Source organism: Rhizobium sullae (assembly GCF_900169785.1).
Lineage (GTDB): Bacteria > Pseudomonadota > Alphaproteobacteria > Rhizobiales > Rhizobiaceae > Rhizobium > Rhizobium sullae.
On the sequence record NZ_FWER01000064.1, the window covers coordinates 1 to 19,680 of the forward strand.

General features: G+C 58.0%; 13 protein-coding genes and 10 pseudogenes. 9 read left to right on the plus strand and 14 right to left on the minus strand.

The annotated features are described in order from the left end of the window. Window positions 1–126: pseudogene (locus tag BN1800_RS34060) on the plus strand (IS6 family transposase); the annotation flags it as partial. Between the two features lie 52 nt (window positions 127–178). Here BN1800_RS34060 and BN1800_RS34065 read toward each other — a convergent pair. Continuing rightward, window positions 179–967, minus strand: a pseudogene (locus tag BN1800_RS34065) (cbb3-type cytochrome c oxidase subunit I); the annotation flags it as partial. Window positions 968–1,532: 565 nt separating this feature from the next. Here BN1800_RS34065 and BN1800_RS42030 point away from each other — a divergent pair. Further along, window positions 1,533–1,724, plus strand: a complete 192-nt coding sequence (locus tag BN1800_RS42030) for a hypothetical protein (RefSeq protein WP_027513868.1) — start codon at window positions 1,533–1,535, stop codon at window positions 1,722–1,724. Window positions 1,725–1,769: 45 nt separating this feature from the next. Continuing rightward, a pseudogene (locus tag BN1800_RS34075) lies at window positions 1,770–2,288 on the plus strand (IS66 family transposase); the annotation flags it as partial. Here BN1800_RS34075 and BN1800_RS44175 read toward each other — a convergent pair. From BN1800_RS44175 to BN1800_RS34130, 13 genes and pseudogenes are all read right to left on the minus strand, one after another. Next, window positions 2,278–2,454: pseudogene (locus tag BN1800_RS44175) on the minus strand (RHE_PE00001 family protein); the annotation flags it as partial. The pseudogenes BN1800_RS34075 and BN1800_RS44175 sit on opposite strands and share 11 nt — an antisense overlap. Window positions 2,455–2,492: 38 nt before the next feature. After that, window positions 2,493–3,012, minus strand: a pseudogene (locus BN1800_RS34080) (DUF1839 family protein); the annotation flags it as partial. After that, window positions 2,976–3,069: pseudogene (locus BN1800_RS44180) on the minus strand (amino acid--[acyl-carrier-protein] ligase); the annotation flags it as partial. The pseudogenes BN1800_RS34080 and BN1800_RS44180, both read right to left, overlap by 37 nt. Further along, window positions 3,046–3,408: pseudogene (locus tag BN1800_RS34085) on the minus strand (acyl-CoA dehydrogenase family protein); the annotation flags it as partial. The pseudogenes BN1800_RS34085 and BN1800_RS44180, both read right to left, overlap by 24 nt. Beyond that, complete coding sequence (locus BN1800_RS34090; protein ID WP_051336863.1) at window positions 3,408–3,659, minus strand: acyl carrier protein; 252 nt, start codon at window positions 3,657–3,659, stop codon at window positions 3,408–3,410. The gene BN1800_RS34090 and the pseudogene BN1800_RS34085, both read right to left, overlap by 1 nt. 471 nt (window positions 3,660–4,130) lie before the next feature. Next, window positions 4,131–5,774: pseudogene (locus BN1800_RS34095) on the minus strand (ParB N-terminal domain-containing protein). Window positions 5,775–6,122: 348 nt separating this feature from the next. Further along, a pseudogene (locus BN1800_RS34100) lies at window positions 6,123–6,585 on the minus strand (hypothetical protein); the annotation flags it as partial. After that, window positions 6,585–6,747: pseudogene (locus BN1800_RS34105) on the minus strand (integrase core domain-containing protein); the annotation flags it as partial. The pseudogenes BN1800_RS34105 and BN1800_RS34100, both read right to left, overlap by 1 nt. A gap of 210 nt (window positions 6,748–6,957) precedes the next feature. Continuing rightward, complete coding sequence (locus BN1800_RS44185) at window positions 6,958–7,398, minus strand: MerR family transcriptional regulator (RefSeq protein ID WP_087004485.1); 441 nt, start codon at window positions 7,396–7,398, stop codon at window positions 6,958–6,960. A gap of 1,044 nt (window positions 7,399–8,442) precedes the next feature. Further along, window positions 8,443–9,618, minus strand: coding sequence for an E22 family MetX-like putative esterase (locus BN1800_RS34115; RefSeq protein ID WP_027513116.1), 1,176 nt, complete (start codon window positions 9,616–9,618; stop codon window positions 8,443–8,445). Between the two features lie 166 nt (window positions 9,619–9,784). Continuing rightward, entirely contained in the window at window positions 9,785–10,576 is a 792-nt protein-coding gene (gene attM / locus BN1800_RS34120) for an AttM family quorum-quenching N-acyl homoserine lactonase (protein ID WP_027513115.1), read from the minus strand. A 47-nt stretch (window positions 10,577–10,623) separates the two neighbouring features. Next, the gene (locus BN1800_RS34125; protein ID WP_027513114.1) at window positions 10,624–11,784 is read right to left on the minus strand and encodes an iron-containing alcohol dehydrogenase; all 1,161 of its coding nucleotides are present in this window, start codon (window positions 11,782–11,784) and stop codon (window positions 10,624–10,626) included. Between the two features lie 25 nt (window positions 11,785–11,809). Then, complete coding sequence (locus BN1800_RS34130; RefSeq protein ID WP_027513113.1) at window positions 11,810–13,261, minus strand: NAD-dependent succinate-semialdehyde dehydrogenase; 1,452 nt, start codon at window positions 13,259–13,261, stop codon at window positions 11,810–11,812. 97 nt (window positions 13,262–13,358) lie between these two features. Here BN1800_RS34130 and BN1800_RS34135 point away from each other — a divergent pair, with 97 nt between their 5' ends. The 6 genes from BN1800_RS34135 (at window position 13,359) to BN1800_RS34160 (ending at window position 19,438) form a co-directional block, all read left to right on the plus strand. Further along, complete coding sequence (locus BN1800_RS34135; protein WP_027513112.1) at window positions 13,359–14,165, plus strand: IclR family transcriptional regulator; 807 nt, start codon at window positions 13,359–13,361, stop codon at window positions 14,163–14,165. Window positions 14,166–14,755: 590 nt separating this feature from the next. Further along, entirely contained in the window at window positions 14,756–16,036 is a 1,281-nt protein-coding gene (locus BN1800_RS34140; RefSeq protein ID WP_027513111.1) for an ABC transporter substrate-binding protein, read from the plus strand. Between the two features lie 139 nt (window positions 16,037–16,175). Further along, window positions 16,176–17,072, plus strand: a complete 897-nt coding sequence (locus BN1800_RS34145) for a branched-chain amino acid ABC transporter permease (RefSeq protein ID WP_027513110.1) — start codon at window positions 16,176–16,178, stop codon at window positions 17,070–17,072. Next, window positions 17,069–18,028, plus strand: a complete 960-nt coding sequence (locus BN1800_RS34150) for a branched-chain amino acid ABC transporter permease (protein ID WP_027513109.1) — start codon at window positions 17,069–17,071, stop codon at window positions 18,026–18,028. Before BN1800_RS34145 ends, BN1800_RS34150 begins: the two co-directional genes overlap by 4 nt. Continuing rightward, complete coding sequence (locus tag BN1800_RS34155; RefSeq protein ID WP_027513108.1) at window positions 18,025–18,801, plus strand: ABC transporter ATP-binding protein; 777 nt, start codon at window positions 18,025–18,027, stop codon at window positions 18,799–18,801. Before BN1800_RS34150 ends, BN1800_RS34155 begins: the two co-directional genes overlap by 4 nt. Beyond that, complete coding sequence (locus tag BN1800_RS34160; protein ID WP_027513107.1) at window positions 18,794–19,438, plus strand: ATP-binding cassette domain-containing protein; 645 nt, start codon at window positions 18,794–18,796, stop codon at window positions 19,436–19,438. The genes BN1800_RS34155 and BN1800_RS34160 overlap by 8 nt, the downstream gene beginning before the upstream one ends. Window positions 19,439–19,680 lie beyond the last annotated feature (242 nt).

The window sequence follows — 19,680 nt, forward strand, 5'->3', positions numbered from 1 at the left end:
TCGATCTTTTCGGCACTCCGAAATCTCTTCGTCCCCCCGCACCAGAAAAACTCAGCCCTCGCCATCCACATCCATCGGATCCGCGCAAGGGCGCAGTGGAAAGCCGTGACCGGCGCAACCGCCTGACGTCTCACACAAGCGCCTTGTTCCGACCTTGATCAAACAACGTGACATCGCCCCACCATTGGGTCAGCGCGTCCTGGACGCCCGAGAAGACAGAATAGCTCTTGGAACCAAGGAACGAGGTGGGAACCGCCAGGTTGTTGACCACGTGCAGCATCGCGATAGTGACGATGAAACTGAGATAGAACCAGTTTGCCACGTAGATGTGCGGCTCTTTGCGCTTGAGGATCGTTCCAAGATACACCGCGAGATAGGCGACCCAGACGATGGTCAGCCAGAGGTCGACGTACCACTCGGGTTCGGCATATTCACGGGCCTGGGTGATTCCGAGAACGTATCCGGTCGCAGCCATGACGATGAAAAGCTGGTAACCCCAGAATACGAACCAGGCCAGGCTACCGCCGAAAAGACGTGCGCAACAGGTGCGTTGCACCACGTAGAAAGACGTCATGATCAGCGCATTGCCGCCAAAGGCGAAGATGACCGCCGATGTGTGAACGGGCCGCAGCCTCCCGAAATTGAGATAAGGGGCGATGTTGAGGTCGGGAAAGGCCAGTTGCAGCGCGATGACCACGCCAACCAGGAAGCCGACCACGCCCCAGAATACCGTGGCGATCAGGCCATACCATATCACCTCGTCGAAATAGCCTGATATGTCGACTTTCCGCCGTTGGCCTGCCGGCGAAAAATCAACGTTCCTGACCAGCAGAGCAGCCCCCACGGCAAGGCAGAAGCAGAGTATGCCCATATGGATTGCAAAGAGGTGGTCATGTGCGATTGCGACCCCTAGCAGCGCCAGAAACGCCGCGACCGCGATCACCATCGTTTCCGTTGTGTAATTCATGATATCGTCCTCAGTGCACAGACGGCCGCTTTCCGGCCGGCTTTCTGGTACTTGCGCCAGGACTGTCATGAAGCCCATGCTGGCGTCTTGATCCAAGTCAAACTAGGCCAGCATTTTCTCTGTGTGCGGATTGCTTCATTCGTGAAGCGGCTTGGACGCCAGTCTAGCTGAAACGACAAGCATGACGATGCGGATCAACACTTTTCGGAGGAACCGCACGCCGCAGCCGAGCGCCCAAATGCTTTGTTCGCTTGCGCAACCTCTGCATGTCAGGTGGTGTCGGCCGGCGAGAGGACATGCGCGAAGTACGACGCCGGCAAAGTATTTTGTGAGGTGGTCGAACCGTCGTTGTGCCTCCATGGTATCCTCGGCGCGGCTCCTGCTTGGTTTACCTGACGTGCATTTGCCCCACGACGAGGTGGAGCGTTTTTGAAGGCGACTCTCAATCTACGGACGAAGCCGTCACCGATCGCAAGATAGTTGAGTCTGTACAAGAACTTCTATGACCAGACCCCATTTTTGAGATCTAGGTCGCCTTCCCGTTGGTTCGGGCTAGCTCGCCACCGTGGGCATCAGACGCGGCAGCGACAGCGCGGACCACGAAGCGCGCGCTTCGAGAAACAACGATGCGACCTTCGGCTATCGTTGCCACCTCGTCATTTACGAGTCGATCACGCCGGCGCAGCTCGGTTATCTGCTCGAAGGCATAGACTGGCGGATGCCGCAAAAGACCTGGCGGCCGACATCGGCAGGATGAGCAAAAGCACTGGAATGGTGGACTCGAATATGATTCCATCCTGCCATGAGCGACGCGACTGATGAGCTTCCGGACGACCTTGCCAGTGCGTTTGCACTGCTCGCCGAGGAGCGTGCGCGGCGTATCACTGCCGAGGCAGAAGCAGCGACCGCCAAGGCGCAAGCTGCCAGCGCAAAGGCGCTCGTGTCGCATTCCGAAGCGCTGATCGCGCGGTTGAAGCTGGAGATCGAGAAGGTTCGCCGCGAGCTTTACGGCAGCCGGTCAGAACGCAAGGCGCGACTCCTCGAACAGATGGAACTGCAGCTCGAGGAGCTGGAGGCTGACGCCGGCGAAGACGAACTGGCGGCAGAGGTTGCGGCCAAAGCCTCGACGGTCAGGGCTTTCGAGCGCAAGCGTCCATCACGCAAACCATTCCCTGAACATCTGCCGCGCGAGCGTGTCGTTATCGCGGCCCCGGCGAGCTGCCCTTGTTGCGGTTCGGGCAAGCTGTCGAAGCTGGGCGAAGACATCACCGAGACCCTGGAGGTCATCCCGCGTCAGTGGAAGGTGATCCCTCCGACGCGACGCGCTGACGGGTTGTCAGAACGTCGCGTGCGATGGTGAGTTCGTGGGTTGGGATGCGGATGGCGTCGTGGAGGACGAGGTCTTCGAGATGCACCAGTTCGGTGCCAGCCCGAAACGCCGGTTCCATGAGGGGTGAGATGGGCAATTTGGCCAGATCGTAAGGCAGTTGAAACCATTGCAAATGTTTGCTGAGCGAACTCTATCTGAAAGCCGCCGCGCGGTCGAACGCAGATGCGTTTCATCAGCCGGTCTTTCCGGGAATCGTGCAAATTCGGTGTAGGGCAGGAACGGCGGATCGTTTTCCGTCAGCTGCAGCTGGAACAGCCCGTCGAAATCCTCGCCTTCGAGCCGGAAATAACCGGCCTTGTGGAAATAATCGACGCGCTTGGCCGCAACGTCCAGTCGGTTGATCGCAACTGTCGTCTTGCCGTGCTCCTGCCGGTAGGCGGTACCGCGCGTATCCGGCATGTAGAAGGAATCCATTTCGATCAGGCAGAGACAGGCCCGCGCGATCTGAACCTCGACATGGCGTTCGACGCGGTCGTAGATGGCAAGCTCGGTCGCACGAATGCCGTAGAGCGCTTCGAGATCCTCGAGCGGCACCTTGAAGAAGGTGAACTGGTCGCCCTCGAAATCCTGCGTCAGGGTAAAACCCAGCATCGCCTCCGGCGCATGTCATCGATTTGCTCAGCCCCACAGCGCTTTCCGGACGCTGGCCGGCCATTGCTTCACATCGAGCCCCCTGATGATGGAAGAGGGCAAGGGCGATGCCACTGCGGCCGATGCGACGCATGAAACCGCGATGCCATTCGCTGTCGGCGCCGTGTTCAACGAGGCTAGACAGCTTGATGTGGTGCATGGCGAAGACCATGGCGCTTGCGGCGCAGGCCTGGCCGAGCATCGAGCACAATTCGGCGATCTCGGTGATCGAGGCGGATTCGCCGCCGAAATGTCGGGGTACCTGGATGCCGAGCAGCCTTTCGGCCTTCATCGCATCGACGGCTTCCCGAGGGAAGCGGGCCTCGGCATCAACGGTATCCGCGTGTTTCGCCGCAATTTCGGCGACACGGGCCACCCTTGTGACAAGACCGTCCTGCATGATCGTGACGGGGAAATTCATCAGGCGACCTTCCGGCCGTCCCGGATGAGATCGACGGTCCTGGCGATCGCCGAGATGCTCGCGAAGGATTTGCGGTTCAGGAGATTGTCGGGAAATTCGATGTCGAAGGCCTCTTCGAGGCCAAGCATCAACTGCACAGATGCAAAGGACGTCAAACCTGCCGCATAAAGATCGGCGTCGTCGGCAACCTGGTCGACTGACACAAGTAGCTTGCCGAATTTGGCTACGAGGTCGCGGATTACCTTATTCATCTCATCACTCCAAGGTTCTGATCGAGCTGGAAGTTGGAAAGCGGATTGCCGCGCAGCGAGTCCTGCACTTTCATCGACGAGGCTTGAGAGCACCTAGTTGAATTAGAGGCCATGTATTATGCTCCACAGTATTTTATGGGCCGCTTAGTGCTCGAGGAATGAGCCCTTCCTGCCAAATAGCAGCTCGAGTTGCTCCGATACCGAAAGGCGCCGCTCGTTCCAACGGTTGGACAACAGACGCTGGTGATCGCGTCTTCTGAAGTGGTTTCTGTGTTTACGTGCGGCCATCGCGGTAGTTTCCTCTTGGGAGAGTGCCAATGTCCACGTCTCGGCGGAAAATACATATAATCCGTCCTGACGAGATATTCATCATTTAACGGAATAAAACCGTCACGCTGCATTTGTAATGGTATCTCTATGGCATGTCAAGGTTCAACAATGCCGGCTCAATCGCGCAGGCCTTACATCGGCTCATTCTCTCAGCGAGGGCGCAGCTAGCTCGACGATCCGCTCCGCGGTCCGGTGTAGACTGGTCTTCAGCCGGGAGGAACGATCCCCCATGTCGGTGGGGGCTTCGTCGTCCTCGCCGCCATGCTCCATATTCTGGACCAGGCACTCGGCCCAGCTTGGCGTCATCAGGTGCGAAGAGGGCTGCCGGATGCACGAAGCGTTCTTCCTTGAAGTGCTCGACAAGGGCAGCCCGGGCGTCCCTGACGGCGGGCGGGTGGCGACACTCGTGCCGCCGCAGGACGCTTACAGCGCCGGGCGGGAGAGGCACGCGAGGAACTCCTCCGCGCCCATGTTCGGAAGATAGGTGTCGGCGCCGATGGCATCGCAGGCAATGCGGGCAACGACGCCGCTGTCCGAACGATTGGTGCGCGCCGACAGGGCGTCGATCAGGGTCAACCTGGCCACGACACGAAGCGTATCCGTGGCGAACTCCAGCTTGCCGCTTTCACCGATCAGCCGGACGGCGTGCCGGGCGAAACGCCTGGAGCCGTAGAGATGGTTGGAGGTTTCGGAGCCGGAAACGGCCGAGACGTTCTGCCCGGCGAATGCGAGGACGAGCAGCGCCATGAGGGTATGTCCTCGATCGGCGCTCGTGCCAATGCCTCGTGCAGAGCGTCTGATCGCCGATCATTTTGAGGCCGTTTTGAGTCACGTCCGGCCGGGTCTTGGCTGCAACATCGATACCCTCGTTTCTGTCCTCGCCGCCGAGCGCGGTTGGATCGGCCCTGCCCTTGACTTGTCTGGCCTCCGGCATCCGGAAGTGAGCAGTCTGCACCTTGCCGTCACTGTCGAGATACATGGCGGTGCAATCGCCCTTGCCGGGCTTGCCGTAGACGCGCTCCGCCTTCGGCGGCAATTGCGGCTGTCCGAAATTGCTGACTTCGACGATGGCGCCCTTCTTGGGAAGGCTGCGCACCGAGGAATGCTTCGACGTTGGTGGTGTAGCGGGTATCCTCGTCAGCCGGTCCGAAGAGGTCTTTCGCCCACTCGATGCCGTAGGCCCGGCGGAGATCGTCGCCGAAACTCGCATCACGCGCGAACATGCGTGTCTTGGTGAGACCGTTGGCGATCGCCCACCAGGATGCTGTGTCACCCTTCTTCGGCTTGTGGGCCTTCCAGACTTCCTTCTGCTCGTCGAGCGACGCCGCGGAAATCGTGCGAAGCTGCTGTTCGTTCGGCATGTCGCCCTTGGCCATGTGGTCGAGCATCGCCGGCAGCACATTGACGAGCAGGCGAAGCTTGCGGATTTGCCGCACCGGCAATGCCAAAGCGATCGCAATCGCCCCCTCTGTCCAGCCGAGGGCGACGAGGCGCTCGATGCCGCGCCATTGATCGACCGGGTTAAGCGGCTCGCGCGCGATGTTTTCGATCATCGAACGCATCGCGCCATTGTCGTTGGCAGCCTCGACGACGATAACATCGATTTCCTCGATGCCGGCGGCGATCGCCATGCGGGTGCGCCGGTGACCGGCTTCGATGACATAGCCCACCGGCTTCGGCGAAAATGACGGGCGGCTGGATGATGCCGACGGCCTGGATGGCCGCAAGCAGCAGCGCGTCGCAAAGCGGCCCGTCCGGCGCAACTGCGGTCGAGCAGCCCTGCAGCGAAGGACAAGCGGGGCTTACAGCCCTGCTAAGGACGAGTGGCCGGGATGCGGAGGCGGCGGTTGAGCGATAGCGGCGGCGGGAGGACCGATCTGCGACCGGTTTTCCTTCCCTTTCCCCTTTCCCAACTTCTTCTGATAAGCGCTCTGCTACAGAGTTCGCAACCTGGTTGCGAGGGAACAAAAAAATGGGCCGTCGGAAAACCAAGGCCCATGAAGTGTGAAGGTTAAAAACCTCCAGAGGGGAACAGCTGTTGCGGCGGCACTGGGAGGAGACCGCGATGTGCATCAGCTGTGTGCGCTATGATGAATTTTGATCAGATGGAAGACATTTATTGTGCAATGCACCGCGCTCGCATACTGGATCGAGCGCCGCCGCCGCTTCGGCGACCCATGAGCTTCGTGCGGACCGGGCCTGAGCAATAGGCGTCAGATGTCTGCCAGGAGCCATCAGCGAGATCGCGGAAGATGGCGTCACCGAGTTCGTCGATCACAGCGTCGGGGTCGCGATGCAGCAACTCGGCAGTATGCTCGGGATCGACGCGGCGGCGTTTGCTGAGGACGACAGCCAGCGCATCGCCAGCACTGGTGATGACGGGTGGTGCCGGAGGAGAGATGACCCGCTCGGTGAAGATCGGACCGGGCTTTGCCTTATCCGTTTCGAGGTCGTAGTCCTCGATCGAAGCCACCAGCCAGCAATCCGGGTCGTCCAAGAACGGCTTGAGATTGGACCGGCGATGGGTTTCGCGGATCTCACCGCTTTCCTCATCCTCAGAGATCGAAACCGTTGTGTGCTTAATCGGCCCGAAGTCGTTGCGGCGATGGTCCCGGCAAGTGCGCGGGGTTTTGGTATCCGAGCGATGAGTGCGGCCGGAAACGGTTGTAATCGTCCGTCCATTCAGCAATGGCGCGCTTCGGGCATGATCGAGGCCGAAAAACAGGCTTTCGTTGAGCAACTCGTCGTTGTTGCGACCCCAGGGAATCACCGGTTCAACCCAAAAGCCAGAGCGTTTTTCAGCAGCCTGCTAGACCGTCTTTCCGACACATGCCCTTCACCACCTCCCGCTAGCGAGCAAGCCTTAGAGCTTTCAACTAATAACAACCGCAACATCTCGCAGTCCAGCGTCAGATCTGCGACCCTCCGTTCAAATGTGCATTTTCGTCTTCGAGCTGCTTCAGCTTCTTCACTCCGGAACGGCATCACTCCCATCGCGAGGCGTGGTCGCTTCTGGCGAAGACTCCTCTACTTCGAGGATTTCGCGAACCGCCGAAATCTTGCGTTCCAGCGCTACGACCCTCTGTTTCAACCGGGTGTTTTCGTGTTCGAGCTGCTCCAGTTCCTTCATTTCCGGAATGGCATCAATCGCGTCCCGAGGCGTGGCCGCTTCTGGCGAAGACTTCCCGAGATATTCGCGGATCCCCGGGATGGTCAGTCGTCTGCTTTTTCTATGCGATGCGATTTCATTTAACTGCGTAACCTGGTCAGCGTCGTACCGCCGGTGGCCTTTTTCCGAACGAGACGGTACGATGAGGTTCTCCTTCTCCCAAAGCCGAAGTGTCGATGGAGAAACGCCGGCTCGACGTGCAGCTTCCGCGATGTTGATATATTTTTTCTCGTGGTTCATCTCGGCACTTTCGTTCAGGCGCAATTTGCCGGTTATAGGCACGCTCGATTCAAGGAAGCGTCTTGAACGCTGCATTGAAAATGCGTTCGCATAGGAAAGAAACGGGCACGTTTGGAATCCCGTGGCAGGTCAAAATCAGTGCGGGATTTCATTAGCCATGTGTTCGATTACTCGCAACAGCGACGCTGGCGAATTTATCAGTCAGGTCCGCGAGAAAGGCACCGTCCAAGGGCTGATGCTGCTCACCGGCCGCGTCTAGGGCAACGTCATCCGCTCCCTTGCGCCGACCGAAGATAACGAGCTTGCGGGAAACGCTGGGCATTCTTTAAGAGACATTTCGCGAGTGCGCTGCGGAGGCTTGATCCATGACGATTTTCTATACGCCGCTTTTGAAGCTCACGGACTCCGCGGCAAGACCTTCAACGTCACCAATCCCTCGAACGGTGAGGTGATCGTCGCCCTGCCAGGCATGAGACGTGCCGAGGAGGGGCCGCGTCATGGACGCCGCTTACCAAGCGCTGAAGGAGTAAGCGAAGAAGACCGGCAAGCAATGTACCCCCGTTTTTCGCAAGCTCTACAACCTGAAGGTCGCCAATGACGACGACCACGCCCCGGTCTTGACCATGGAGATGGGAAAGCCGTTGGCCGAGGCGAAAGGCGGGGTCCTCTGTGGCGCGTCCTATGTCGAATGGTTGGCGCGGAAGCCAGCGCGTTAACGGCGACGCCAGCCGGACAAGCGGAACATCGCAATCAAGCAGCCGATCGGCATCGTCGCCGCGGTCAGGCCTTGGAATCTCCCCAACCTCTAGGGCCAACGAGATCGTGAAACTCAGCGCCGGGCTTGGCGGAAACGCGCCGCTCATCGTTCTCGATGACGCGTCGCGGCGAGTAAAAGCATACCGGACCGCCTCGGCTATCTTGGACTTGCCGGAGGCCGCTATATTCTGTTTAGGGACTCCGAGGACGGTGGGTGTGGCCGAACACCGCCTCGAGCACGGCAGCCTCTGCGGCCTCGCCTTAAGCAAAGGGAGGGCCCGCCCGCTCCTATTTGGCCTCAAGGAATGCTCGAATTCGCTCTCCCGCCTGAGCAATGCTCAACAAGCCATCCAAATGTCCTCGCGTACCTTCCAGTTCGACAAATTCGACCGGCGTACCGTCGGATTTAATAATCGTTCCTGTCTCCCGCACTGCATTTCCGGGAAAAATCAGGTCTTCGTCGGTATAGATCAGCATCACGGGCACGTCGATATTCAGAAGCCCTTTGTAGAGGCTGTCTTTGGGCTGTCCAGCGACGAACAGCTGATTGGCGCGCGCGAGATAAAGGAAATGGTTCGCATCTGACTGGGCTACTCGTGCTGCGCCCGCCTCGTTCAGCTTCGTGACAACCTTATAATCATTCGCCCAACTCTGCCCGGGATCCGCACCTTCGCTGGCCCAGTCACGCCCAAATGTACCGTCGGTCCATTCTGCCGAATTTGCCTGCAGTGTTAAAGTCTTCATCGCTTGAGCCAGCCCTGCATTCGGCGGCTGGCCTGTGTAATAATCTCCACCGTTCCAGTTTGGATCCAGTTTGATCGGTGACGCCCATACGTCCAGCCACGCGATAAGGTTCGCGTCTGCCCAACCAGAGGAAATGACCGGAATCACCCGCTCCAACTTGTCGGGATAGCGTGCTGCCCATTCATAGCTTTGCAGCCCTCCCATAGAGGCGCCCATGACAGCATGCCATTTCCCAATCCCCAGTTGCTCCATCAGCCCTTTCTGCGTATCAACGAAATCGCCGATTGTCATGATCGGGAAATCCATACCCCAAGGCTTTCCTGTTTTGGGATTGGTCGTCGCCGGGCCGGTGGTGATGACATTCGGATCGTTGGCACCGAGATTGACGGGTGTGTCGACCGACACAACAAAGTATTTATCCGTATCAACGGGCTTGCCGGACCCTATGATCGCATCCCAATAGCCGGCGCTTACATCCGCCTCCTTGTATTTTCCCGCCGCGTGACTGTTTCCGCTGAAATAATGCGGAATCAGGATGGCATTATCCTTGGCGTCGTTCAGCGTGCCATAAGTTTCATACCCCAGCCGCATTTCGGGAACCGTCCTGCCTCCACGTGTTACGAAGTTTTTCAGGGTAAATTCCCGCTTTTCAACTAATGGCTCGTACGCCAATGCAGGGCCGGCCATCATGGCAATAGTGATGAGTATTTTCAGACGCATTTACTTCTCCTTGGTCGGATTACCAACGAAACAAAGCGGTGGCCTCAGCCTTCCAAAGCCGTATCCTAGTCACTGGATTTCACATTGATCCAGGTCAAAACTTCTCAGCTTCTAAGGGCTTATTCGCCCCTGTGGGATCATGTCGCGGCCAGACCGCGGCGACTTCTCAAGAGTAATACTCTGGTGCCTTCTTGAAGCTCGACCACGCATCCGGGTCGTGACCGGTGACGACGTTTGCCCCCGTCCTTTCCGCGATTGTGCGCAGCTTCTGTACAGAGCGAACAGTATCCACCGTCGATGCGAGGAAGCCCGGCAGCGCCTTTTCTTCCCAATGGTCGAGTGTGTAGGCGGCATCGATCGTCAGAAGCAGCGGTTCGCTGCTGGGAAGGCGGACGAGAAAGGATTGATGGCCCATCGCATGGCCAGGACTGAAGATCGTCGTCAGCGTTCCGTCGCCATAAACATCATAAAAATCGTCTTGAGTGCCGTTCAAAAACTGCCATTTCAGACCCGGGCGATCGAAATCCTTGCGGATATAGCCGCCATCGGCAAACCAGTCGGGCGTGAAGGCATATTCATATTCGGCCCTCTGCACGATATGCGTGGCATTCGGAAAGCGGCCGATCGCGCCGGTATGGTCGAGATGCAGGTGGGACTGCACGACATATCTAACCTCGGCCGGATCGAAGCCGAGAGCTTTGACCTGATCGACGCAGCCTTTGTCCTTGTCAAGAACGGGCCAGTACACGTCGCAAATACCGCCCCAATGGCCGCGGGGGTCCGTTGCCACTTCAATGGCGTTGCCACCGTCGATGATCGTGTGACCGTCGGGATGGGTGATGAGGTAAAAGGGAACCGGGATTTCGTAGTCAGCGCCATTTCCTTGATTCATTTTGATGTTGTGCACCTTGCATTTCAGGGTGCCGGACTGAAGCATGTAAAGTCTGATATCCGTCACGTTGGATCCTCCCGCGGTGATTTGAACGGTGAATTTCTGCGAAAGCTTCAGAAGGCTTCCCGATAAAGGGCAAGCGCGTCTTCTTCCCGGACTTCGACTGGATTGTTGACGAGAAGGCGGGTTTGTTTCATTGCGTCTGCGGCGAGCATGGCGAGACTGTTGTCGGTTACACCGACATCGCGAAGCCGTCGCGGCGCGCCGCTTTCATCCATCAGCACCTGCATATGGGCAACAAAGTATTCCGAACGGGCAGTGGCGTCGCCGCTTCCCGTGACGCCAAGCACATCGGCAAGCTCGGCGTAAAGCGGGGCAGCCTCCTGTGCATTGTAGCGAAGGACTGGACCGAGCATCAGAGCGTTCGAAAGACCATGCGTAATGTGATAATGTCCACCGAGCGGATAGGCCAACGCGTGGACCGCAGCCACCGGGGAATTGGAGAAAGCCTGGCCCGCAAGCATTGCACCGAGAAGCATGCCTTCGCGAGCATCCCGATTTGTCGGCTCCTTGCAGGCAGCGATTAGATTGCTGCCGAGAAGCCGCAACGCCTCACGCCCAAGCGCGTCCGAAAGCGGGTTTTTCTTATGCTTACTTGTATAGGCTTCGATAGCATGCACCATCGCATCGATGCCGCTTGCTGCGGTGTGAACCTGCGGCAAACCAACGGTCAGTTCCGCATCCAGGAGCACGAAATCCGCATAGAGTTGCGGCGACACGACTCCCATCTTGGTCGTCTCGCCGGTGGTGATGATGGAAATGTTGGTGACTTCCGAACCTGTGCCCGCAGTTGTCGGAACGAGAACCAGTGGAACACGCGCCCCCTGAACTTTGCCGATGCCATACATTTCGGCGAGCGGTTGTGCCGACGACAGCAGCACCGCCGCGAGCTTTGCTATGTCCAAGGACGAGCCACCACCGAGACCAATCACAATATCGGCTGCGACTTGCCGCGCCTCCTTGACACAACCATACAAAACGCTTTCCGGTGGATCGGGCACAACCCTGTCAAAAATAGCCACACTGAAACCAGCCGCCTCCAGACTGGCGGCAATGGGCGCAATCAACCCAGCCTTCACAAGGCCCGCATCGGTGACCAAAAGCACCTTGCGCGCAGCAAAACGCTCAGCGATGAGTCCACCTAATCGCTTAGCTCCGCCCCACGCCATCTCCATGGATGGGACAGTTCGAAACTCGAATGGATTGATCGTCATTAACTCCTCCCTTATCGTCAGCCGCTTAAGCGATGGCCGAGCACAGATATTTGATTTCCAGATAGTCATCGATTCCGTAGCGGGAGCCTTCTCGTCCGAGGCCGGACTGCTTGACGCCGCCAAATGGCGCTGCCTCGTTCGAGATCTGACCGGTGTTGTGACCCACCATGCCGTATTCCAGCGCTTCGGCCACTCGCCATGTTCGGCGGATGTTTTCAGTATAGAAATAGGCAGCCAATCCGAATTCCGTATCGTTGGCCATAGCGACCGCCTCTTCCTCTGTCTCAAAGCGGAAGAGAGGCGCGAGTGGCCCGAAGGTTTCCTCGCGGGCGATCTTCATCGCCTGTGTCGCTCCTGTCAGGACAGTCGGTTCGAAGAATGTCCCGCCGAGGCTGTGTCGCTTGCCACCTACGACCACTTTCGCGCCCTTCCCGATCGCATCGCTAATATGGTCCTCGATCTTGGCGATGGCCTCAGCATCAATCAGCGGTCCAATTGTTACATCCACCAGCGTGCCTTCACCGACTTTCAGTGCAGAAACCTTCGCTGCAAGCTTTTCAGCGAAGACATCGTAAACACCCGACTGCACGTAGATACGGTTTGTGCAGACACAGGTCTGACCAGCATTACGGTATTTCGAAGCGACAGCACCGTCGACGGCGGCATCGAGGTCGGCGTCGTCGAAAACGATGAAGGGTGCGTTGCCGCCGAGCTCCATGGACAGTTTCTTTATCGTCGGCGCAGACTGCGCCATGAGAATTCGCCCCACCTCGGTCGATCCGGTGAAAGACAGCTTTTTGACTATGTCGTTTTCCGTCAGCACCTTGCCGATCTCGCGTGATTTTCCTGTCACAATCTGGAAAACGCCGGCGGGAATACCCGCCTGTTCGGCTAGTACGCCGAGAGCCAGCGCCGTGAGGGGTGTCTGCTCAGCCGGCTTAACCACCATGGTGCAACCGGCAGCCAGCGCAGGCGCCGCCTTGCGTGTGATCATTGCTGCCGGGAAGTTCCACGGCGTGATTGCTGCGCAGACACCGATCGGCTGCTTGAAAACCAGGATGCGCTTGTCGGCGGTTGGTGCGGGTATGATGTCCCCATAGACCCTCTTTGCCTCCTCGGCAAACCATTCGATAAAGGAGGCGGCGTAAAGTATTTCCCCCTTGGCTTCGGACAAGGGTTTGCCCTGTTCAGCCGTTATCAGCGCGGCCAGATCGTCCGCGTTTTCTATTATCAGATAGAACCAGCGGAGCAGGACGGCAGCTCTTTCCTTCGCTGCAAGCGCACTCCACGTACGGAACGCCATTTCGGCCGCTACGACCGCCTGCTCAACATCTGCCGCGTCCAGTGAAGGAACGGTGCCGACAATCTCCCCCGTTGCGGGGTTCTTTACGGTGATATTGGTCTGAGAGCCGGCAACCCACTTGCCATTTATTAGGCATCGATCACGCAGGAATTCCGTTTTTTTTAGATTGACCATGACCTCGTCCGAGCATAGAGTTCAATTTGATGAACCATTATCGTTATATTGAACTAGCCTGATAGGAGGTACCGTGTCAAGTACAAGACGCGCCGCAGTGGAAGACACTGCGATCGGCAAATCGGTCGATTCTGTTCCGGCGCTCAGGCGCGCGGTTTCGATCCTCGATCTTGTCACCAAATCTGGCGACGCAATGTCGGCCGCCGACATCACACGGGCGATGTCGTTGCCGAAGAGTACGGCGCACGGGCTACTTGGCGTCATGGTAGAGCTTGGCTTGCTCGTTCGCAAACAGGACGGCACTTACCGCCTCGGCCCCCATCCTATGCGCTGGGCGCACGGCTTTTTGTCCGAGATGGACATCGTCTCGATTTTCCGAAATTATTTCGCTTCCGATACCACACTGTCTCCCTACACGGTCACATTGACAACTCTTGACCGTGACGAGGTCGTCTATATTGATTGCCGAAATTCCGACCAGCCCCTGGGGCATACTTTCCGGATTGGAATGCGTCTCCCTGCCACCTTTACTGCGACCGGCAAAATGCTGCTTTCCGAAATGCCGGAAGATAAACTCGAGGCGCTGTTCAGCGCAAAGTTTCCTCCGCCCATCACCTCCAGAAGCGTCAAAAATCTTGCCTTGCTAAGGCAGGAGCTGGCTGACATCCGTACGCGCGGTTTTTCGATCGATAACGGTCAGGTTCGCGAAGGGATGATTTGCATCGGCAGCGCTGTGCGAGATCATACGAGATGCGCGGTTGCCGGCATTGCCATCAGCCTTCTGGAAAGCGAAACAACTCCGGCGCTTATCGAGTTGCTCGGAGAGACGATGTGCAGATCAGCCGCCACTCTTTCTGAACAATTGGGACATAACAGCTCATCACGCTTCCGTGACGAAGGATAGCGTAGCATTTGGAAAGCGCGGAAATTCATTCCAACCAAGGAGGCCGACTGGGTTGGGCTCCGTGTGAGCAGTAGCGCGTCTGTTCTTTTGACTGCAAAGCGATCCGTCACAGCCTCGAACTGAATGGCCGCAAAAATCGTGCAGCTGGGCTCACCGTCAACTCGATGCAGTATGACATGTGAACTATCGACTGTGGTCGATGTCGCGCTTTCCCTCTCCAGGCGAGAATAGCTGCATAAGCAGGCTAACGAAAGTCTTCTCCACGTCGACTTGTTGATGAAAGCTTTGCCAGAACCGAGCTCTTGGGGAATTCACGAGAAGCCGTCCTCATATTCAGTGATTCTTCGTGCGCCTTACGGTTCTTTTTCCCTTTCGGAACAGTTTGCGCCGCGGCTTGTACTCGCTTGTTGGCTGGACAGTTGTTCCACCATCTTGACCCTGGTTGCAATTTTTACTATACACAGTATTGAACTAAGTTCAATATACTGAACTATGTTGCGCCACCGCAGCGTGAGAGGACGCTTCGGCCTACACCGCAAGGGCATGTGTCTTTGCATCAGATCCGGCAATTGCCGTAGAGGAGGAAATCTATGAAAAAGTCGCGGTCTCTGACCATTGCAGCGATCTTTCTGTCCGCCACCGCCCCCGCTGGCCTTTTGGCTCAGGAGTCAAAGCCCTTCACGATTGGTGTCGTGACGTTCCTGTCCGGCGCACCGGCAGGTCCCTTCGGCATACCCGCAAAGATTGCCGCCGAAGTCTTCGCCGAGCAGGTCAATGCCGGTGGCAAGCTCCCGGCGCCGTATGACAAGGTCGGCTTCGGCGGCCGTCCGATCGAACTCGTCGTCATCGACGAGGCCGGTGGCACCACCAAGCAGGTTTCCGAACTACGCAACCTAGTCGAACAGCAGGGCGTAGACATGATCGTAGGCTACACGTCCTCGGGCGATTGTCTTGCGGTCGCGCCTGTTGCCGAAGAACTGAAGACCATGACACTTCTCTTCGATTGCGGCACGCCGCGCATCTTCGAGGAAGCTGACTACGAATATGTATTCCGCCCCGTTGCAACCGCGACGATGGACAACGCCGGTGCCGCACTCTACGTCAACGAGACAGTCAAGAAATTCAACACCTACGCCGGCATCAACCAGAACTACGCCTGGGGTCGGGACGCCTGGAACGACTTCGAGGGCACACTGAAGAGCCTTCGCCCCGAAGTGACGCTGACGACCTCGCAGATGCCGAAGCTCGGTGCCGGTCAGTACAATACCGAAATTTCCGCAATTCTCGGCAGCAAACCCGATATCATTCATTCGAGCTTCTGGGGTGGCGACCTTGAGGGTCTCGTGCTTCAGGGAGCGCCGCGCGACCTATTCAAAAACGCCACTGTCGTTCTGACGGCAGGCGAAACGGCGATCCATCGCCAGGCCAAACAAATCCCAGATGGCACCATCATCGGCGCCCGCGGTCCAAACGGTATCTTTGCACCGGAGAACGCTTATAACGACTGGTTCAAGGCCGCTTACAACGCCAAGTCCGCCACGCCCCCCAGCTATCCGTCCTACCACATGGTGCAGACGCTTTTTGCGGCGAAGTTCGCTTATGAGAAGGCACAGGGGGGCGACACCGCGAAGACGCCGACTACCGAGGAGATCGCCGCGGCTCTCAAGGGCGCCACCTTCCAGGGTCCCTCGGGCGAAGTGAAGATGTCGTTGGGCAAGGGCAACCAGGCTGTGCAGGAAATGGTCTATGGCCGCACCAAAACCGTCGATGGCAAGCTGACCTTCGTCGATGTGATCCGTTACGCCCCAGAAAGGGTGAACCCACCGGAAGGCATGACCAGCCATGAGTGGATCAAGAATAAGCTCAAGTGATCTATTCACCGCGGCATCGCACGCGGGGGTTTCCCGGCGCGTTTGGCGTCGCAATCCCTTTTAAGCGGTTTTCACCCGTCGCCCGCCACGCTGGCACCGAAAGATGAATCCCGCCCCTTGTTTCGAAATGGTGTGTGACATGAACGCGTTTGTAGGCGCTATTATTGACGGCATTCTGTATTCCGCATGGCTCTTCATCATCGCAGTCGGCCTGACGCTGATCTACGGCGTGATGAAGATCCTAAACATGGCCCATGGCACGTTCTATGCCATCGGCGCCTACATGTCGGTAACTTTGCTGGGTTGGTGGTTCGCCCAGGGCCTGCCGCCCGCTGGAAGCATTCCGGTCATGATTGTCGCGGCGCTGATCGCCGGTACGATTGTCGGCCTCGTCATCGAACGGGGCGTCCTGCGCTTCTTCACGGGGCGCGATCCCATCGTGCTGCTGCTGGTAACCTACGCGCTCTTCCTCATTCTGGAAGACGTGGTGAAGCTCATCTGGGGTGTCGATCCATGGATAGCCTCCGACCCGGTGTGGGCTTTCGGCAACGTCTATCTCGGCCCCCTTGTGTATCCGACCTACAACCTCATTATCGTCGTCGTGGCGATCGTCAGTGGTGGTTTCCTCACGTGGTTTCTGCAATTCACTGCCAAGGGGAAGATGCTGCGCGCCGTCATTCATGATCCGGAAGTATCGCAGGCGATGGGCATCAATGTCAGCCGTTGGAAAGTGTCGGCCTTTGTGGCCGGCTCGATCCTCGCCGCACTCGGCGGCGCCTTCACAGCGCCGACCATCTCCGTGGCGCCGGGCCTGGGCGTCGAAGTGGTCGTCATGATGTTCGCAGCGGTGGTGATCGGGGGGCTTGGATCGATTCCTGGCACCATTGTCGGTGCCCTGATCGTCGGCTTCGTCCGCTCACTTGCGGTCCACTACTGGCCCGAAGTCGAAGTGTTCAGCATCTATGCAGTGATGGCTATCGTTCTCGCCATGCGTCCGCAGGGGCTGTTTTCCGGTGTGGAGTTGCGCAAGATATGATGAACAAAGCCCAAACCTTTGTGCCGGTCGCCGTCGGCGCGGCACTTATCCTTATCGTCGCAGCCTGGGCGCTACCCACCTGGAACTTCGTCATCTCGATCGGCCTTGCCAAGGGGCTCGCGGTACTCGGCCTTGTGCTGATGATGCGCGCCGGGCTGGTCTCGTTCGGCCAAGGACTTTACTACGCGATCGGCGGCTATTGCGTCGGCCTGATGGTCAATCTCTGGAAAATCAACGAAGCGGTTCTCTTGCTCATCGCCCCGGTCGTCATCGCCGCGGCGACTGCTGCAGTCGCCGGTCTCCTTCTGTCGCGTTACCGCGACATCTTCTTCGCGATGCTGACGCTCGCCCTGTCGATGCTTCTCTACGGTCTTCTGGTGAAGTCGGTGGAACTTGGCGGCACGGACGGCTTCAACATCCGAGGCGTGACCTTGTTCGGCCTGCCGCTGAGCGGTACTGCGCGTTTCAACGGCCTGGTTATCCTCGTCCTGATCTGTTTCACAGCGGTGATAACCGTCTGGTACTTCGGCAAGACGGCGCTCGGTCGCCTGCTGCCTGGCATCAAGGATAACGAGATTCGCGTCGAGTATCTCGGCGCGTCTGCAAGCAAGACGATCTATCTCTCCTACATCCTTGCGGCAATTCTAGCCGCCGTAGGTGGCTCCATGAGCGGCATTCTCGTCGCGCATGTGGATCCGGAAATGGCGTTCTGGGCAACCTCGGGCGAATTCGTGGTGATCGCGGTCCTTGCCGGTACCGGGAACATCTTCACGCCCTTCATCGCCGCGCTCGCACTCGAATTTGTCAGGACGTTCGCCTACCAGCATGCGCCCAACACTTGGCAACTGGTACTTGGAGTCATAATCCTCTCGATGATCCTGTTTCTGCCGACAGGACTTGGCGGCGTCCGTTTTGGTAAGCGAAAGGCAACCGTCGAGGCAGGAGAAAAAGCATGAAACTGATTATTGAAGCAAAGAGCCTCGTCAAGCGGTTCGGCGCGGTAACTGCCGCAAACGACGTGAATGTCGACATCATGTCTGGAACGATTTCGGGGCTAATCGGCACAAACGGCGCCGGCAAGACGACGTTTATCAATATGATTACGGGCTATCTGGGCCCGGACTCCGGTTCGATCCTGCTCGAGGGACAGGAAATCGTCGGGCTTTCACCTCGTCAGATCACTCGGCGCGGCGTTGCCCGGTCCTTTCAGATTCCGCAATTGTTCAACTCGCTGACAGCGATTGAGAACCTGATGTTTGCTTACAGCGCAACGGGTAGCGTTGGCGCCAAGGGCTTTTCGATTCTTTCCGACGATGAGCTCGCGATCCATGCTGACGAGACGCTCGAGGTGTTCGGACTTGGAGCGTTCCGCAACTCGATTGCCGGCACGATGCCCGAAGGCATCCGCAAGCTTCTCGACATTGCAATTGCCATGGTTGGCAAGCCGAAGGTTCTTTTCCTGGACGAGCCGACGAGCGGCGTCGCCAGCGAAGAAAAGTTCTCGGTCATGGACCGCATTATTGACGCGACCCGTGTCGCAGGCGTCAGCGTGCTCTTCGTCGAGCACGACATGGAGATCGTTCGCCGCTACTCCGACCGCGTGCTCGCTTTCTTCGAAGGCCGGGTACTGATTGATGGACCTCCGGAAACGGTCCTCAGCGACCGACAAGTGCGTGAACTCATCATTGGTGAAGAACATCGCGTTCCCAAGGAGGACAACCATGCTTGAGGTGAAGTCAATCAACGTCTCCATCGGCGGGGTTCCTATTCTGCGTGACGTTTCCATGAAGGTCGAAGCCCACTCGATGGTCGGAATCGTCGGCCGCAATGGTGCCGGTAAGACCACGCTGATGCGTGCGATAATGGGGCTCTTGCCACTCCGGGCAGGTTCGATCCATTATGAGAAGAAGGACATTTCTCGTGAGGCGCCGCATCTGCGCGTGCGCCACCAGATGGGCTTCGCGCCGGAAGACCGGCGCCTTATTCCCGAACTGACTGTTGAGGAAAACCTGCTTATTCCGGCATGGGCAGCTGGCGTCACAGATGCGCAGAAGCGGCTCGACGATGTCTATGCGCTCATTCCGGAGGCAGCAGACTTCCGCCATCGCCGTGCCCTCCAGCTTTCAGGCGGCCAGCAGAAACTCGTGGCCATCGGTCGCGCACGCATGACTGGCACCCAGCTGTTAATGCTAGACGAGCCATTCGAAGGCGTCGCCCCCGCGCTTTCCAAGCGCATTTCCGAGGTCGTCGCATCCCTGCGGCCGCTTGGTCTTTCCATCCTTCTTTCTGGCGCCGATCTTCGGCACGCCGGTAAGGGCCTCGATATGGTTTATCGCATGGATCGTGGCCAGATCACTTCTATTTGACCGTCATTGGCAGCGCCTGTGCATCTCTGCTGCGCATGCGCCGCCGACACCATCGTCGGGCCGGCGCTCGATCCGCTGCAGGTCGCGCTCGCTCATCGCTATCAGTCCCATTCGCAATCTCCCACACCATCAAAACGCGGGGAGTGTGACATTCCAACTTTGCATAAACAGGACACTTCAACTTTGAACCCACCGGCTACAACACATTGTCAAAGCTGATTAGATGCGCGACGGCGTCAGCC